The following is a 16,384-nucleotide window of genomic DNA, read 5'->3' as shown; positions in this document are numbered from 1 at the left end:
CTCAGGACTCGGCGGGACCGGATCCGCCTCATGGAGCCCGGAGACCGCCCGGTTCGGGATCCTGGTGCTGTCGTCGGTACCGAAGCCGACAGCCCAGTTCTGCGCAGATCTGCCGGGCGTCCGATCATCGGGCCATGGTCCCGAATCCTTCCGGCCCTCTCTGGTCGCCGCCGCCGATCGCACCGATGCTGGCCGTGCCGGGTCCGCTGCCCGTGCCCGACACGGACTGGGCGTTCGAGACCAAGTGGGACGGTGTCCGCTGCATCCTGAGCACCACGGGCGACGGCTCGGTGCGGCTGACCTCGCGGGCGGGCAACGACATCACCGTGACCTATCCGGAACTGCAGGCCCTGGGCGACGAGCTACGCGGTCGCGGTGTGGTCCTGGACGGTGAACTCGTGGCCCTCGACGCTTCGGGGCGGTCCGACTTCGGCCTGCTCCAGAGCCGCATGGGCGTGGTCAACGCACGCCGCGCGGGCCGCCTCGCGCTGGACTGTCCGGCCCATTTGATGATCTTCGACGTCATGTACATCGACGGTCATGAGCTGCTCGACACCCCGTACGGCGAGCGCCGCGAGGTCTTGGCCGTGCTGGGCCTTGCCGGAGCACACTGGTCGGCACCCTCGTATGTGCACGGCCGCGGGGCACAGGTGTGGGAGGCGGTGGTCCGTGAGGGCCTGGAGGGTCTGGTGGCCAAGAGGCTCTCCTCGCCCTACACGCCGGGCACCCGATCGGCTCACTGGCGCAAGACCAAGCGGGTGGAGACCCTGGACGTGGTCATCGGGGGCTGGACCCAGCGACGGGGCGCCGATGCGGGTGTGCCGGGGGCGGTGCTCGTCGGCGTGGCCGGTCCTGCCGGGCTGCGGTACGCGGGATCAGTGGGATCGGGAATGTCCGAGCGTGAACAGAGCGAACTCAAGGCGTACTTCGCGGTCATCGCACGATCGGCATCCCCGTTCGCGGACCCGGTCGACGTGACCGGTGCGCACTGGGTGGAGCCGCGGCTGGTCGCCGAGGTCACCGCGACGGAATGGACCAGGGCCGGCCGTCTGCGCCATCCGGTCTGGCAACGGCTGCGGCCGGATCTGACCCGGCTGGACTGACGGATCGGCCGGCGGTCCCGCTCGGCACATGAACCGGGGCCGCCCTGACACCCGCCCGGAACCTGCGGAAGGTCTGCTGATCACTCACGACGGGCACCCCGGACGATTCGTTCGACGCCGGTCAGGCCTGCTTCCGGCGCCCCACCAGCCAGGCCGGGTCCTGCTCTCCGACCAGGCCCTCACTCCGGCGCCGAGGTCCTGGCCAGGGTGCGCCGGATCTCGGCTGCAGGGAACAAGGTGCGCTTGCTCTCCTTCACCAGTTGACGGTGAAACTCGTCGAGCACCACGGCCTGCGGGGCATGGCGTTCGATGATCGTGCCGATCCCCGGGGGTACACCGGTCGGGCGGCGTCCGGCGATCCAGTCCCGGAGGAAGGGCCCGAGCTCCGCCCCACCACCCACTGCTTCGGGCAGGTGGTGGCGCAGCAGGTGGCAGGGGGCGTAGGCGCGGTCGTACAGGAGGTGGTCGGTGAGAAAGGCGGTCTCCTGCCGCGAGAGGTCGAAGCCGCGGCTGAGAGCGAGGCCGAAATCCGCGAAGTAGACCTGCCGGCCATCGGTGAGCACATTGGCGAAGTGCGTATCGAAGTGCACCAGCCCGCGTGAGCTCATGAACTCCGTCCCGCGCAGGAGCGCGTCCTCCACCCACACATAGGAAGCGTCGAGGTCCGGCTCCGTCACGGTCCCGTCGCGGGCCGCCCGGAGCCAGGCTCCGAGCGTCCGGGGAATGTGTTCCAGGAACAGCACCAGGCTGGACGAGGACCTCCCGATGGCTTCCAGCCGACGGCGTACGGCAGAGGACCCCTCCCAATGGGCCACGGCCCCCTCAATGCCTCCGAACTCGTCGACGAAGCCGTCCGGTGCACGATCCGGCAGGACCCGCCAGTGGTACATCAGCGGGAATCCCGTGTGCTCGCCGCTCAGGACCCAGTCAGTAGTGGTCAGGTGAGCCGCCAGCTCACGCCAGGCGCCGAATCCCGCCGAACCCACGCCGTACTGGTAGTAGAGGGGGAGCTCGAACAGGTTGGCTGTCGAGCGGACGTGCTCCGACGACAACTCCACATCGGTCAGGGGGACCCGCTTCACGAAGACGCGCACACCTGCCACCTCGGTCTCGGCCCGCCTGCCGCCGATTCCCGAACCGAGTTCCGGCGCGGCGGCGACCATCTCCCCCAGTGCGCGATCGCTCAGCAGGGACAGTTCCTCCCCCACCGCCGTGTGGGCCGCTGCACGCGCGAAACCCGGTGCCTCGTAATTCTCCATGGCGACTCCTGCCCGGCATGAGGTCCGATCGCCACCGATCGTGCCAGAGGTCGTCGCGCGGCTCACGAAGTCGTCGTAGCCCACGGATACGGAGAGGTGGTGAGCGCCGCCGCAGTCTGACGCCCGCACACCGCAGGACCCGAGGGCGCCTTCCGGACGGCCTCCCGGCTTGGGCCCGTACCCCGCTCCCATCTGCGGCTTCTGGCAGGATCGCACCATGGCCGAACACGACACGGAACACGGATACCTTCTGGACAACCAGCAGTCCGAGGCAGGAATCCGCTTCGGCGCTCTCAGCGAGCTGTTCGATCCGGTGACGTTCCGGCATGTCGACCGGCTCGGGATCACCACCGGCATGCGGTGCTGGGAGGTCGGTGCCGGCTCCCTCTCCGTACCCCTGGGGCTGGCGGAGCGGGTCGGGCCGGCCGGGGCGGTGGTCGCCACGGACATCGATGTGTCGTGGACCCAGGGCGTCACCGACGGCGTGATCGAGGTGGTACGCCACGATGTGGCCGCCGACCCGCCGCCTCCCGGCGGTTTCGACCTCGTCCACGCCCGTCTGGTCCTGGTGCACGTCACCGATCGGGCCGAGGCGCTGCGCCGGATGGTCCGGGCGCTGCGGCCGGGCGGCCGGCTGCTCCTGGAGGATGCCGACCCGGGGCTGCAGCCGCTGCTGTGCCCGGACGAGTCCGGCCCCGAACAGCGGCTCGCCAACCGGCTGCGCTCCGGCTTCCGCGCGTTGATGGCTGCTCGCGGCGCGGACCTCACGTATGGACGGACCCTGCCCAGGCTGCTGCGTGAGGCCGGTCTGGAGGAGGTACAGGCCGACGCGTACTTCCCGATCACCTCGCCGGCGTGTTCCGTCCTCGAGGCAGCGACCGTTCGGCAGATCCGGCCCCTTCTGGTGTCGGAGGGGCTCGCCACCGACGAGGAGATCGACCTCCATCTGGCCAACGTCGCCACCGGACGTCTCGACCTGGCCACCGCTCCCATGATCTCCGCGTGGGGGCGTCGCCCCTGACGCACCGTTCGCTCGCCGGTGCGCCCGAAGGGTCGACGGGTGCGGGGAACGCCCGTGCGAAGATCGCGAGATGAACACGCTGCTCTTCCGTCCTGCCGTTGATGTCGACCTTGCCGCTGTCGTACGGCTGCGCGACGACGCCGCGCGCTGGATGCTTGCCCGGGGCATCACGGGCCAGTGGCAGCCCGGCGAGCTGAGCGAGGACCACTTCCGCCGGATCTCGGAGACCGGAGAGGTGTGGCTCGCGGAGGCTGCCGGTCGCGTGGTCGGCGCCTGGGAGGTGTGGTGGGAGGACGAGGATGCCTGGGGGCCGCAGTCGCCGACGGCCGGCTACGTGCACCGGCTCATGGTGGATCACAGCAGTGTCCCGACCGGGACGGGCCTGCAGCTGCTGCGCATGGCGGAACGCCGCGTGGCCGAGGTGGGCCGCCCGTTGGTACGTCTGGACTGCCTGGCCGGTAACGCCCGTCTGAAGGCGTACTACCTCGACGCCGGGTATCGGGTTGTCGGGCACAAGGAGGGCAAACCCCAGCCGGGTGGTCCGCCCAAGTCGTTCACGCTCCTCGAAAAGGCTGTACGGGACGGTGGACAGCAGGGGCGGGTTTGAGAGCGGGAGGCCGCCGCGTCCGGGAAGAAGACCGAGGAACGGGGCGGGATCGGTCAGGAATCAAGAAGCGCGGGTCCCAGGGGCGGCTCTAGCATGATCGTCATGGACATCAGCATTCACACGACCTTCCTGCCGCACGACGACCCGGACGCGTCCGTGGCCTTCTACCGCGACGTTCTCGGCTTCGAGGTCCGCAGCGACGTCGGACAGGGCAAGATGCGCTGGATCACGGTCGGGCCCGTCGGCCAGCCCAGCACGTCCATCCTGCTGGCGCCGCCTGCCGTCGACCCCGGCATCACCGAGGACGAGCGCCGCACCATCACCGAAATGATGGCCAAGGGCACCTACGGATGGATCCTGCTGGCCACCCCGGACCTCGACTCCACGTTCGAGAAGGTGCAGGCGGGCACCACCGAGGTCGTCCAGGAGCCGACCGAGCAGCCCTACGGCATCCGCGACTGCGCCTTCCGCGATCCCGCAGGCAACCTGGTCCGCATCCAGGAGCTTCGCTGAACCGTCCGGTCACCGGTCCGGCCTCCTTGGCCGGTGCCGCGACCGCCGGCAAGGAGACCGGTGGCCGGCCCCCGCCCGCCCGGTGCCCGCATTCCGGGCAGGCACGGACGTCGACGAAACGGAGCTCGCATGTGTCAACCCGCGTGGGCGCGCGCACGCATCGCGGCGCAGCGCCTGAGCGACCTCGCACGGCTGCGGCGCGTCCGCGACCGGATCGACCGGGAGTACGCACAGCCGCTGAACGTCGAAATACTGGCCCGCAGCGCGAACGTGCCGGCCGGGCATCTCAGCCGCCAGTTCCGGCTGGCCTACGGCAAGTCGCCGTACGCCTATCTGATGGCCCGTCGCATCGAGCGCGCGGCTGCGCTGCTGCTTCACGGTGATCTCGGCGTCGCCGAGACCGGCCGCACGGTCGGCTGCCCCTCACCGGGCGTCTTCCGTACGCACTTCACCGAACTCGTCGGCGTACCGCCCCATGTCTACCGGCGCCGTGTGACGGGCACCACCGCGGGAATGACACCGCAGGTGCCGCATCAGGCGACGCGACCGGTCGCGGGGCAGGGGATTCCTGCGGTCGGGCCGGACCCGGCCGCTGCGGCGCCTCTGCCAGGATGACGTCATGTTCGATTTCGGTATCGCGGGCTACCGGCCGGCATGGCTGGACGGCCGTAGTGACATCGTGCAAAGACATGGAAATCGGCTGCGTGGCCTGGCCGGCCGGACGCTCACGAGAGTCTGGATGGTCTGGGACCTCAGGGATGACGAGTGGTTCAGCGACTGCCCGGTTCTGTTCGACTTCGACGGCGAGCAGGTCGAGATCAACCACCACAGGCTCGGCGATCTCTCCCTCACGTGGAACATGATCGACCCCACCCATGCTGTGTGTTGGCCCGGCTTCGACCTGCAGTGGCGGCCTGAACCTCTTCCCGAGGTCCAGGCTCTGCGTGGGCTGCCGCTCAAGGGAGCCGAACTGCTCGGCCCGGGGCCTCACAACCCCCTGGGTCCGTCGATCCGTTCGCGCAGCAGGTCGGCGTGTCCGTTGTGGCGGGCGTACTCCTCGATCATGTGGACCAGCACGCTGCGCAGCGACACCGTTCCGCGCCAGGAGTCATGGCCGTTGATGTCGAGGTGCGGTGCCTGGCCGACCAAGCGATCAGCGAACGCCACCTCGGCCCGCCAGGCCGCCCAGGATGCCGCGACCGGCTCAGGACCGGAAGTCACCGCATCGAAGTCACCGTCGGCGTTGTCCTCTGAACAGAAGAGGGGCGGGACATCCTGCCCGGCCAGTACCCGGCGGAACCAGCGTCGCTCCACCTCCGCCAGGTGCCGGACCAGGCCGAGCAGCGACAGCGTGGACGGCTCCACGGACCGCAGGGACAACTCCCCCTCCAGACCGGCACACTTCATCTCCAGCGTCGCGCGCTGATCCCCGAGGAAATCGACCAGCATGGACCGTTCGTCGCCGGTCGTGGACCCGTTGAACCGACGGTCGGGCTCGGTGCCGACGAATACCTCGGCTCGTCTACTTGATGTGGTCATGCCCTCATCGTCCACCCGGGCCGGGGGCCCGACAGCCGGACGTCGAAGCCTTGAGTGAGGCGGTTCTTCTCACCCACCCGCCTGTTCGGCCGGGGCGCAGTCACTACCGCCGAAAGAGAGCGACAGGGAGTACCCACCTCTCGCCACTCTCAATTTATAGCGCAGTGGGGGGCTTGCCGCAAGGCCCCCGCCATACCGCACAATCACTCGTCGATGCCAGAAGTCGCGGAATGGGAGATCCACGGAGTGCATATGTTTTTGCCGGTTCGCGGGCTGCCCGGCGACGGCGGCCCGGTGGGGCCCGCCTTGCGGTGGAGGGCACCGCACACCGACGCGCGGAAGTGCGCACCGACGGAATTCCCGGGCTCGACCTCGGATCGGAACTGCTGACATGAACCCACTGACCACCAGCGCGTTCGACCTTCCCGACCGCCTCTCCCCCAAGGCCGACCCGAAGCTGACCGCCGGCGACGAGAAGCACTTCGCGGCCATCGCCGAGTGCCTTGAGCAGTCGATCGCCGAACTGTCCGCGCGCCTCGACGCCGCGCGCAGGTCGCCCGGCGGCATGGGCCGTCAGGCGATGGACCGGGACATCGAGATCCACCGGCTGACCGGCCGGCTGCGTACGCTGCGCAGGTTCGGCCTCGACCTGTGTCTCGGGCACATGGTCGGCACGGACGACCCCGAGCCCGTCTACGTCGGACGGCTCGGGCTCACGGACAGCACGGGCCGCTGGCTGCTGCTCGACTGGCGCTCCCCCGCGGCCGAGCCGTTCTTCGGAGCCACCCATGCCAACCCGATGGGGCTGGACAGCCGCCGCAGGTATCGCTGGACCCGTGGCCGCATCAGTGACTACTGGGACGAGGTGTTCACCCCGGGCGGAGTGGTCGGGCACGCGGCGCTCGACGACCAGTCCGCCTTCATCGCCACCCTGGGCGGCAACCGGTCGGCACGAATGCGCGATGTACTCGGCACCATCCAGGCAGACCAGGACGCCATCATCCGGGCGGGATCCCGTGGCGCACTCGTCGTCGACGGCGGTCCGGGGACCGGAAAAACCGTCGTCGCTCTGCATCGTTCCGCGTACCTGCTCTACTCCGATCCCCGCCTCGGCCACCACCGTGGCGGCGTGTTGTTCGTCGGTCCGCACGAGCCCTACCTGGGCTATGTGGCCGACGTGCTGCCGAGCCTCGGGGAGGAGGGCGTGCAGACCTGCACCCTGCGCAACCTCGTCGCCGAGGGAGCCACAGCTGTGGCCGAGGCGGACCCGGACGTGGCCCGTCTGAAGTCCTCCGCGGATCTGGTGAAGGCGATCGAGCCCGCCGTCAGGTTCTACGAAGAGCCCCCCGCCAAGGGGATGACGGTCACGACCCAGTGGTCCGACATACGGCTGAGCGCCGACGACTGGGCTGTGGCGTTCGAAGCCGCGCCCGGCACCCCGCACAACGAGGCGCGTGACCAGGTCCTGGAGGAGCTGGTCACGATCCTGGTGGACAGGCACGACGGCGATGTTCCGGATGAGCTGCTCCACAAGTCCCTCCTGCAGAACCGGGAGTTGCTCGCGGTCTTCGACCGCGCGTGGCCGCTGGTCGAAGCGGCCGACCTCGTCGCAGACCTGTGGTCGGTACCCGCCTACCTGCGCACCTGTGCCCCCTGGCTAAGCCGCGACGACGTGTCACGACTGCAGCGCGCGGACGCCCAGGCCTGGACCGTGTCCGACCTGCCGCTCCTGGACGCGGCACGTCAGCGGCTCGGTGACCCGGAGACGTCGCTGCGCAGGCGCCGGCACAACGCCTCCGTCGCCGCCGAGCGCGAGCACATGTCCCACGTCATCGACGCCCTGCTGGAGGCCGATGCCGATGGCGAAGGCGCGGTGACGATGCTGCACGGGCAGGACCTGAAGGACACCCTGGTCGACGGATCCTCGCTGCCCGGCGGGGAGCCGGACCTGCTCACCGGGCCGTTCGCGCACATCGTCGTGGACGAGGCCCAGGAACTGACCGATGCGGAATGGCAGATGCTGCTGCTCCGCTGCCCGTCGCGGAGCTTCACCATTGTCGGGGACCGCGCCCAGGCCCGGCACGGCTTCACGGAGTCATGGCAGGAGCGGCTGGAGCGGGTCGGTCTCGACCGGATCCACCAGGCATCCCTGAGCATCAACTACCGGACGCCGGAAGAAGTGATGACGCAGGCCGAGCCGGTCATCAGGGCAGCGCTCCCCGACGCCAACGTGCCTGCGTCCATCCGCAGCAGCGGTATTCCCGTCGTCCACGGATCGGCTGCCGAGCTCGACACGGTCCTCGGCACGTGGCTTGCCGCACATGCCGAGGGGATCGCCTGCGTCATCGGCGATCCCGCGTTCCGGGCGACGCCCCGGGTCCGCTCGCTGACCCCGGAGCTGTCCAAGGGGCTCGAATTCGACCTGGTCGTCCTCATCGACCCGGAAGCATTCGGCGAGGGCATCCAAGGAGCGGTCGACCGCTACGTCGCGATGACCCGGGCGACCCGGCAACTCGTCATCCTCACGTCCTGACGCCGGCCGGTATGACCGCCACAGCGGTCATACCGGCGTCGCATCCACGTGCGCCGCTTCCCGCCATCCGTCCGGATCCGTCGCTGCCGGATCCGGACAGGCGGTGCGAGAACTGCCGCTATCCGGCGTAGGTCTCGAACTCGGCGATCTTCGGGGTGCCGGTCGAGCCGGTGATCTCGAAGGTGAGCTTGCGCAACGAGGTCTTCGGGATCGTGATGGCGCCCGCGCCAGTGCCGGAGGTCAGTACGGCCCCGGTGTCGCCGTTGACCACCTTCCAGGATCCGATGCTGCCGGCAGAGCCCGAGGCCTCCCGGATGTTGACCGAGGAAACGGCAGTGGCCGAGGCCCACTTGACCGAGATCGAGCCGGTGGCTCCGGCGGGCGACCAGTAGGTGCTCAGGTCACCGTCCCGCACATTGCCGTAGCTCGTGCCGTCGGCCTTGCTGGTCCCGTCCGAGCCTGCGCCGATGCTGAGGTTCGTCCCGGCCGGGTCGGTCGGGTCGGTCGGGTCCGGAGTGGGGTCGGTCGGGTCCGGGGTCGGGTCGGTCGGGTCCGGGGTCGGCGTCTGCGTCGAGCAGTTGCCGTCCGACACCTTCAGCCCCTTGTTGGCGCCGGCCGTCTGGGCCACGATGCCGGGCACGCAGGATGCCGCGTCGAGGCTGTAGGCATAGGGGATGCTGACGGTGGTGTTGGACTTCGGGTCGGGCCCGGCCGGGTTGTTCTCGGCTCCGGGGGCGGACCACGTCACGTTGTCGAAGGTGTTGCCGCTGACCTGCCAGTACCCGGCCGCGTCGGTGTAGAAGGTGCCCAGGACGTCCTTGGAGTCCTTGAAGTAGTTGTTGTCCACCTTGGCGCGGGCCCCGGCCCGGGAGTTGATCCCGGACTCGTTGAGCTTCACGTAGTAGTTGTTGTAGATGTGGGCGATGCCACCGCGCAGCAAGGGGGTGCGGGAGTCCAGGTTCTCGTACAGGTTGTGGTGGAACGTGACGAAGCCGTTCGACAGTTCGGTCTCGCTCGACCCGATGAGGCCACCGCGTCCGGAGTTGCGCAGGGTGCTGTAGGACAGCGTCACGTACTGCGTGTTGTCCTTCATGTCGAAGAGGCCGTCGAAGCCTTCCGACTCCCCTCCCGATGCTTCCAGGCTGGCGTGATCGACCCAGACGTTGCGGACGTCGCTCTCCATGCCGATGGCGTCACCGCCGTTGGACGTGGGCGAGCCGGACTTCTTGACGTTCTTGACGGTCACGTTCTGGATGATGATGTTGCTGGACTGACGTATGTGGATGCCCAGTTGGTCGAACACGGCGCCACTGCCGACACCGACGATCGTGACGTTGCTGATCTGCTTGAGCTCGATCACACCGGCCGCTGTGTTGCAGCTGTCGCCGGACACCTTGGCAGTGTTGGCGTGGTTGATGGTCCCCTCGACCTCGATGACGATGGGGGTGCTGCTGCTGGCCCGGCTGCACAGGGCCTGGTGGATCGCGGTGCCCGTGGTGGCCCGGACCGTCTGCCCGCCGGCGCCGCCGGTGGTGCCGCCGTTCTGGGTTGCGTAGCCGGTGGCCCCGCCGGTCGCGGCCGATGCCGAGGGCATCGACACGACGGCACCGGTCGCGGCGGCAAGAGCGGCCGTGGTCAGCGCCGCATACAGTCGCAGTGCGACTCGCCTTTTCATGAGGGTTTCTCCCTGTTCGTCTTCTGGGCCGGAGCGCGAAAATGGCATGCCCATGACATTCAGTAGCGCGGCGTTCGCCGGCTACCGACTCTTTGCCGGACAAGCTCTGATCGGCGCGGTTGCGGGTGCTCTTCTTCGGTGCGATCGAACGGGCCGCGCCATTGCGGCCAGGAGCTGCGCGTACGTCGGCGCCGGCTGCGGGATCACCGCCACCGTCACCGCAGGAAGCCGCCGCCTTTTGAAACCGTGCAGAGTTACACGGTGCGCCGTCGTCATGGCGCACATCCCCGACCCCACGGCATGTCGACACCGTGGGTACAGCCCGCACCGGATCAATGGCGGCTCGCTCGCGAGGTCGCGGCAGCCGCCGTGGCCTCACTGTCACCGGAACGGAGTTCTGAGAAATGGAAAGCGCTTTCTCGTCGTGAGAATAGGACTGCTTCAGCTGGGCTGGCAAGGCTCTGGACACCCCTGCCCACGGAAGCGCTCCAACTCGTGCACCAACTGCCCTACGATCGCTGGATTTAGAGGTGGATTCACGGCACGGTCAGAGAGCTCCGAGGCCATGGTTCCCGCATCACGCCGGATGATCCACGCGAAGCAAGCGCGTTCTTTACGCTCGTTCCATGCGTGCCGGTCGTCTCATCGGGGTGAGCGGTGATTGACGGAAGCACGGGGCAGTGTGACGATGCGCCGATGCCTGGCCTACATGCACGGATGGCTGTTCGCAGCGGCCATCTCACCGCGACCGTGGTCGCTCGCTGTGCTGCGGAAGTACCGTTCTACGGGGAACTGCCGCGACGCACGCTCGACGGTGAGGTGACGCGGTCGATCACGGCGGTACACGAGCTGCTGCTGCGCGCCCTGCGCGATGACGGCGCCATGGACTCGGTCGACCTGACCCGGCTCATCGAGTGGTCCGGGCGCCGGGCCGAGGAGCGCGTGCCCCTTGAGGCCGTGATCGCCGCCTATCTCATCGGTGCCGAGGTCTGGTGGCAGGTCCTGGCCGAGACGGCGGAGCCCGAAGAGCTGGCCGGGGCGGGTGCTCGACTGCTGGCCTGGCTGCACGCGGCCATGCCCGCTGTCGTACTCGCTCACCGCAACGCGCAGGAGGACATCCACAGCGAGGACAAGCGGGTACGACGCGCACTGCTGACCGCCCTGCTGGCCGGTCGGCCGTACGAGGAGCTGGCGGAGGCGGCCGGGGTCACAGTGACCGGCGAGCACGAGGTGATCGCCTTGTCATTCGAGTCGAATCCGCCGGCCAGGCTGGTGCAGTCTTCTCTGGAGGCCCGCGCCGGTGTCCCGGTGCTGATGGATCACGTCGCCGGGATCGCGCTGCTGCCGGGTGGCTGCGACGTGCTCGGCCTGCCGGCCTCACTCGGGAAGGAGGTGGGACAGCGCGTGTTCGCCGCTGCTGCCCCGGCCGTTGATCCGGCGGCTGTTCCCGCAGCCGCTGCGGAGGCGGGGCGCGTGCTGGAGCTCGTACAGCGGCTTGACCGCCCACCCGGGTTGTACCGGCTCGATGACGTACTGCTTGAGTACCAGCTCGCGCGCCCCGGTGACGCCCTGCTGCGGCTGGCCGCCAAGCTTGACCCGCTGGAGGAACATCCGTATCTGCTGGAGACGCTGCGGGTGTTCGTCGACCATGGCCACAACCGCCGCCGGAGCGCCATGGAGCTGTGCGTCCACCGCAACACGCTTGACTACAGGTTGCACCGGGTGAGCGCGCTGACCGGTCTCGACCTCGCGGTCCCTGCCGAGGCGCGGCTGCTCCAAGCGGCGCTCGTCGCCAGGGATCTCGCCTGACAGGTGACCGATCGGGCCGGGCCCGATGCGGACCGGACCACGACGGACCGGCACCGCGGCCCGAGGGAGCCGGGTGGCCGCTAGAGCCAGGCCTGCAGTTCCTCCTGGCGTGGCGCGAGAACCACACCCGTATCGGGATGGTCGAAGACCATGACCGGCCGGCGCGCGTCCCAGGCGGACCAGCCCGGGTCTCCCGAGGAAGCAAAGGCGATCCATGCCCGGTGCATGACGTCGGCCAGCGGCTGAGGCGCATCCGGTCCGGTGAGCCCTTCACCGTGGCGAAGGTTGTCGAAGACGAAGCCGATCTCCAGCGCATGGCACGCACCGAGTTCCAGTACGGGCGAGCGCCAGGCGAACTCGTACAGAAACGTCCGTGCCGGCCGCGCGTCGGCAAGACGGTTGAGGGGCCCTCGCAGCAGCAGGTCCGTAGCCATCTCGCCGAGGATCACCCCGGGCTTCGCGCCCGGTCTGGCCGCCCTGTACAGCCGGGCAACACGCCCTGGGATCCGGAACTTCAGCAGGGCCAGCCGCAACGAGAACCCGCTGACGCGGTCCACCGCCCCGCTCGGCACGAACCACAACCGGTACTCCTCCCGGTTGGTGCCCATCAGCAGATCGACCGTGGGCAGCGAAGGTTCTGCCGGGACCACGTCGTCGTCGACCACCAGGTGGAATCCGGGGCCGCCGCTGATCGGATCGGCCTTGCCGATGATCTCGTTCTGTACGTCCAGCAGCATCGCGCGGTCCACCTCCGCGAACGCCTCCGCCGTCGCGGGCACCCGCAGCGTCTTCGCCATCGCCTGCACGGTCTTCGCGCCCCGGCTGCGCGGCACCGTCTGCGGAGGTCCGCTCTGCAGGATCGCCCGGTGGAACAAGCCGGCCGCGCGAGGGCTGGTCATCAGGGCGGCGATGCTGATGGCCCCGGCCGACTCTCCGCACACCGTGACGTTGTCCGGGTCGCCGCCGAAGGCCTCGATGTTCTCCCGCACCCAGGTCAGGGCAGCGATCTGGTCCAGCAGGCCCCGGTTGTCAGGTGCGTCGGGGAACACTCCGAACCCCTCGACGCCGAGCCGGTAGTTCACCGTGACAAGGACCACGCCGTCGCGTGCGAAGGCCCGGCCGTCGTACAGCGGCACGGAGCCCGAACCGTTGCGCAGGGATCCTCCGTGGATCCACACCATCACGGGAAGCTGTCCGCCACCGGCGTCCGGGGCCCAGATGTTGAGGTTGAGGCACTCCTCCCCGGGGATGTCCACGTCGGGAATCAGCTCGCCGAGAGGCGGCCGGTAGGGGCGCTGCGGCGCGGTCGGCCCGTATTCCAGCGCGTCGCGCAGCCCCTCCCAGGGTTCGACGGGTGCCGGGGCGCGAAAGCGGTGGGCTCCGAACGGCGCGGCGGCGTAGGGGATTCCGAGGAAGGTGGAGATTCCTTCCCGGACGCGGCCGCGGACCTTGCCTTGGCACGTGGTCGCGATGACGTCCATGTCGGTCCTTTCACAAGGTGTGCCCGCCTCCCCCGTCGCGGGAGCGGACAGGGGAGGCGGATACGGAGGGAGAGCGGGCACCACAGGCATTGTGATGCCCTCACGCGGAGGACGCCCGTTACGGGGTGACGGCCGGGATGTTCAGGGCCAGGTCGTTGCGGCGGACGTCGGACCAGGTGGTGGTGTCGGTGCAGATGCCGCACGCGGGGCCGAAGAACTGGGCACGGGCCGTCTGGTCGCCCATGAGCTGGGCACGGAACCACGCCGTGGTCGGCGCGGCAAACGGGCCGGCGTCACCCACGACCGTGAAGTGGTCGGCTCCGCGTACTTCCCCGTACAGGGCCGGTATGTGGTCGGCCGCGTTGTAGAAGGCCTTCACGAGGAAGGGGAAGACGATGCTGTCCTTCTCACCGGCCATGAGGAGCGCGGGGACGTGCACGGAGTTGATGTCGGCCAGCGGGCCGGGCTGGATCGGCAGGATGGTGTCGATACGAGGGTCCGAACCGACGACGATGGCGGCCGCGCCACCCTGTGAGTGCCCCGATGCGCCGATGTGCTCCAGGTCGACGTGGTTGCGGAAGATGCTGTCCGGGTCGGCGTCCCTGCGGGTGAGCATGTCGATGCCCGCCCGCATGGAGATGCCGAGGTTGGACTGCGGAGTGTTCGCCGCGGCCACGATGAAGCCCTGGCTGGCCCAGTGCAGCAGCAGGTCCCGGTAGACGACGGGGAAGGCGAACGTGCCGTTGCCCCACACGATCACGGGGTGGCGGCGGTCGCTGTCTGCGATGTCGCGCGGGTAGTACAGGGTGGTGACGGCCCCTACTTCCACAGCGGTGGCGTACGGCCCGGGGGCACCGAAGTCACCGGCGGCCGACGCCGTGGGGGCACTGGTGGGTGCGGGTGACGGCGCTGCGCCCGCGCCTGCCGACGCGGACAGAACGAGGGTGAGCGCGGCCAGCGGGACGAGCAGTTTCCTTCTCCACAACACGGCGACTCCTGACGTCGGGGCGAGCTGATTGATTCATCCGGATCACATCGGTGCCTGATGGCACATCCTGTGGGAGCGATCGGCGGCCGTCTCTGCGCAATCGCGGCAATCACCGACGGCGGAGTTTGTGCAATGTGCCGAAGCCGTCGGTCGTGCGTCGGTGGTGCCCTGCCTTGCCGGGCCGCGGCCTCGTCGGCGGATGCCGGAACCGGGCGTCCTCGTGAGCGGCGCTCGCGTACCTCTGCAGGAGGTCAGGCGGGCCCGGCTCCCCCGCCGGCCTCCGCGGTCAGTTCACGCTTGAGGATCTTGCCGGTGGATGTCAGGGGCAGGCTGTCGCGGAACTCCACGCTGCGGGGGTACTTGTAGGCCGCCATGCGCTCGCGGCACCAGGCGATCAGTTCCTCTTCGCTCAGCTGGGCTCCGGGCGCGGGAATGACGAACGCCTTGACGTCTTCTCCGTGCGTGGCATGGGGTACTCCGACCACGGCGGCCATGCTCACGGCCGGATGCGTGATCAGGACCTCTTCGATCTCGCGCGGGTAGATGTTGAAGCCACCGCGGATGATCAGGTCCTTGACCCGGTCCACGATGTAGTAGTAGCCGTCCGCGTCGCGCCGGGCGATGTCTCCGGTACGGAACCATCCGTCACGCACCACCGTGGCCGTGTCGTCGGGCCGCTGGTAGTAGCCCTTCATGATGTTGTGACCGCGGATCGCGATCTCGCCCGGACCGTCGCCCGGGACGGCCTGCCAGGAGTTGTCGATGAGCTTCATCTGCACGCCCCACACCGGCCGGCCGATGGACCCGGGCCTCGGCGGCAGTCCGGGCGGGTTGAAGCAGGCGACGGGCGAGGTCTCCGACAGTCCGTACCCCTCCTGCACTCCCACCCCGAAGATCTTTCCGAACTGCCGGAGTACTTCGACGGGCAGGGCGGCTCCCCCGGAGACGGCAGTACGCAGGTGCGCGGGCGGTGCCTGTTCGTCGAGGGCTCCGAGCGCGCCGAGCAGGGCCCAGTACATCGTCGGAACCCCCGCGAAGAACGTGACGCCTTCACGGTGCATCAGCCGGAGGGCCTCCTCCGCGTCGAAACGGGGCTGCAGGACGAGGGTGGCGCCCCGGAGCAGGCCCGTGTTCATCACCGCGCTCTGACCGAAGGCGTGGAACAGCGGGAGCGAGGCCAGCATCACCTCGTCCTCCGCCGCCGTGAACAGCCGGTCGGCGACCATGGCGTTCATCGCCATGTTGCGGTGCGTGAGCTCGGCTCCCTTGGGCCGTCCCGTCGTGCCGCTCGTGTAAAGGATCACGGCGGTGTCCTCTGCCTCGGTGGCCACCATCTCAGCGGGCTCGGCAATTCCGGAACTCGTGTGCTCGATCCGGTGCAGCAGAAGGAAGTGCTCGCAGTCGGGCGCCTGGTCGAAGCCCGCCTTCCCCATCTCGGCCAGGGGCAGCTGGGGTGTGCCCTCGAAGCAGAGAAGAGCTTTCGCACGGGAGTCGGTGAGGTGGTAGGCGACCTCCTGCGGGCGCAGCAGCACGTTGAGAGGCACCACGACCGCTCCGGCTCGGAGTATGCCGAAGTAGGCGGCCGGGAAGTCCGGCACGTTCGGACAGGACAGCGCCACCTTGTCGCCCCTTCCCACGCCGAGGCCCCTCAGCGTGTCGGCGATGTCCTTGGACCGTGACAGCAGCTCGGCGTAGGTCAGGCGGGTGTCACCGAGGACCAGCGCGGTTCGCTCGGGGTACTCCTGGGCGCTGTGTTCCAGCAGGGACGACAGGTTCAGCATCAGTTCTCCTCAGCGGCTCGTGAGGAAATGCTGGGGCACAACAGGCCCCGTGCGCCGTGGGCGGACGACCTCGGA

The 16,384-nt window shown here is 69.1% G+C and carries 13 protein-coding genes; 7 read left to right on the top strand and 6 right to left on the bottom strand.

The features are described from left to right. The first annotated feature begins 134 nt into the window (after nucleotides 1–134). The gene (gene ligD, locus OG912_RS36475; RefSeq protein ID WP_327713078.1) at nucleotides 135–1,103 is read left to right on the top strand and encodes a non-homologous end-joining DNA ligase; all 969 of its coding nucleotides are present in this window, start codon (nucleotides 135–137) and stop codon (nucleotides 1,101–1,103) included. Nucleotides 1,104–1,282: 179 nt separating this feature from the next. Here ligD and OG912_RS36470 read toward each other — a convergent pair whose 3' ends face one another. Then, nucleotides 1,283–2,362, bottom strand: a complete 1,080-nt coding sequence (locus OG912_RS36470; protein ID WP_326734167.1) for a protein kinase family protein — start codon at nucleotides 2,360–2,362, stop codon at nucleotides 1,283–1,285. A 217-nt stretch (nucleotides 2,363–2,579) separates the two neighbouring features. Between OG912_RS36470 and OG912_RS36465 the strand changes: the two genes are divergently transcribed. From OG912_RS36465 to OG912_RS36450, 4 genes are all read left to right on the top strand, one after another. Further along, on the top strand, nucleotides 2,580–3,383 hold the full coding sequence (locus tag OG912_RS36465) for a class I SAM-dependent methyltransferase (protein ID WP_327713077.1): 804 nt from the start codon (nucleotides 2,580–2,582) through the stop codon (nucleotides 3,381–3,383). A 70-nt stretch (nucleotides 3,384–3,453) separates the two neighbouring features. Continuing rightward, the gene (locus tag OG912_RS36460; protein WP_327713076.1) at nucleotides 3,454–3,990 is read left to right on the top strand and encodes a GNAT family N-acetyltransferase; all 537 of its coding nucleotides are present in this window, start codon (nucleotides 3,454–3,456) and stop codon (nucleotides 3,988–3,990) included. Between the two features lie 102 nt (nucleotides 3,991–4,092). Continuing rightward, nucleotides 4,093–4,503 (top strand): VOC family protein, encoded by a 411-nt coding sequence (locus OG912_RS36455; RefSeq protein WP_327713075.1) that lies wholly within the window; start codon nucleotides 4,093–4,095, stop codon nucleotides 4,501–4,503. A gap of 129 nt (nucleotides 4,504–4,632) precedes the next feature. Continuing rightward, nucleotides 4,633–5,118, top strand: coding sequence for a helix-turn-helix transcriptional regulator (locus OG912_RS36450; protein WP_327713074.1), 486 nt, complete (start codon nucleotides 4,633–4,635; stop codon nucleotides 5,116–5,118). A gap of 372 nt (nucleotides 5,119–5,490) precedes the next feature. Here OG912_RS36450 and OG912_RS36445 read toward each other — a convergent pair whose 3' ends face one another. Beyond that, a complete protein-coding gene (locus tag OG912_RS36445; RefSeq protein WP_327713073.1) occupies nucleotides 5,491–6,042 on the bottom strand; it encodes a DinB family protein in 552 nt (183 codons plus the stop codon). Nucleotides 6,043–6,433: 391 nt separating this feature from the next. On the opposite strand from OG912_RS36445, the gene helR reads away from it, so the two are divergent. After that, entirely contained in the window at nucleotides 6,434–8,575 is a 2,142-nt protein-coding gene (gene helR / locus OG912_RS36440) for an RNA polymerase recycling motor ATPase HelR (RefSeq protein WP_327713072.1), read from the top strand. Between the two features lie 118 nt (nucleotides 8,576–8,693). Here the strand turns inward: helR and OG912_RS36435 are convergent, their stop codons facing one another. Continuing rightward, nucleotides 8,694–10,250, bottom strand: coding sequence for a pectate lyase family protein (locus OG912_RS36435; protein ID WP_327713071.1), 1,557 nt, complete (start codon nucleotides 10,248–10,250; stop codon nucleotides 8,694–8,696). Nucleotides 10,251–10,967: 717 nt separating this feature from the next. Here OG912_RS36435 and OG912_RS36430 point away from each other — a divergent pair. Next, the gene (locus OG912_RS36430; RefSeq protein ID WP_327713070.1) at nucleotides 10,968–12,059 is read left to right on the top strand and encodes a PucR family transcriptional regulator; all 1,092 of its coding nucleotides are present in this window, start codon (nucleotides 10,968–10,970) and stop codon (nucleotides 12,057–12,059) included. Between the two features lie 80 nt (nucleotides 12,060–12,139). Here the strand turns inward: OG912_RS36430 and OG912_RS36425 are convergent, their stop codons facing one another. The 3 genes from OG912_RS36425 to OG912_RS36415 form a co-directional block, all read right to left on the bottom strand. Then, complete coding sequence (locus OG912_RS36425) at nucleotides 12,140–13,540, bottom strand: carboxylesterase/lipase family protein (protein ID WP_327713069.1); 1,401 nt, start codon at nucleotides 13,538–13,540, stop codon at nucleotides 12,140–12,142. A 118-nt stretch (nucleotides 13,541–13,658) separates the two neighbouring features. Further along, complete coding sequence (locus OG912_RS36420) at nucleotides 13,659–14,528, bottom strand: alpha/beta hydrolase family protein (RefSeq protein ID WP_327713068.1); 870 nt, start codon at nucleotides 14,526–14,528, stop codon at nucleotides 13,659–13,661. A gap of 251 nt (nucleotides 14,529–14,779) precedes the next feature. Next, entirely contained in the window at nucleotides 14,780–16,309 is a 1,530-nt protein-coding gene (locus OG912_RS36415) for a long-chain-fatty-acid--CoA ligase (RefSeq protein ID WP_327713067.1), read from the bottom strand. Nucleotides 16,310–16,384 lie beyond the last annotated feature (75 nt).

The organism is Streptomyces sp. NBC_00464, from assembly GCF_036013915.1.
GTDB lineage: Bacteria > Actinomycetota > Actinomycetes > Streptomycetales > Streptomycetaceae > Streptomyces.
The sequence above is the reverse complement of the archived record's forward strand: the minus strand, read 5'-3'. Positions and strand labels throughout refer to the sequence as shown.

Excerpts from the sequence above, each read along its gene's own strand:
- OG912_RS36465 (WP_327713077.1), top strand. The coding sequence starts at position 2,580 with ATGGCCGAACACGACACGGAACACGGATACCTTCTGGACAACCAGCAG.
- ligD (WP_327713078.1), top strand. The coding sequence starts at position 135 with ATGGTCCCGAATCCTTCCGGCCCTCTCTGGTCGCCGCCGCCGATCGCA.
- OG912_RS36435 (WP_327713071.1), bottom strand. The coding sequence starts at position 10,250 with ATGAAAAGGCGAGTCGCACTGCGACTGTATGCGGCGCTGACCACGGCC.
- OG912_RS36415 (WP_327713067.1), bottom strand. The coding sequence starts at position 16,309 with ATGCTGAACCTGTCGTCCCTGCTGGAACACAGCGCCCAGGAGTACCCC.
- OG912_RS36450 (WP_327713074.1), top strand. The coding sequence starts at position 4,633 with ATGTGTCAACCCGCGTGGGCGCGCGCACGCATCGCGGCGCAGCGCCTG.
- helR (WP_327713072.1), top strand. The coding sequence starts at position 6,434 with ATGAACCCACTGACCACCAGCGCGTTCGACCTTCCCGACCGCCTCTCC.
- OG912_RS36470 (WP_326734167.1), bottom strand. The coding sequence starts at position 2,362 with ATGGAGAATTACGAGGCACCGGGTTTCGCGCGTGCAGCGGCCCACACG.
- OG912_RS36460 (WP_327713076.1), top strand. The coding sequence starts at position 3,454 with ATGAACACGCTGCTCTTCCGTCCTGCCGTTGATGTCGACCTTGCCGCT.
- OG912_RS36455 (WP_327713075.1), top strand. The coding sequence starts at position 4,093 with ATGGACATCAGCATTCACACGACCTTCCTGCCGCACGACGACCCGGAC.
- OG912_RS36425 (WP_327713069.1), bottom strand. The coding sequence starts at position 13,540 with ATGGACGTCATCGCGACCACGTGCCAAGGCAAGGTCCGCGGCCGCGTC.
- OG912_RS36430 (WP_327713070.1), top strand. The coding sequence starts at position 10,968 with ATGGCTGTTCGCAGCGGCCATCTCACCGCGACCGTGGTCGCTCGCTGT.
- OG912_RS36445 (WP_327713073.1), bottom strand. The coding sequence starts at position 6,042 with ATGACCACATCAAGTAGACGAGCCGAGGTATTCGTCGGCACCGAGCCC.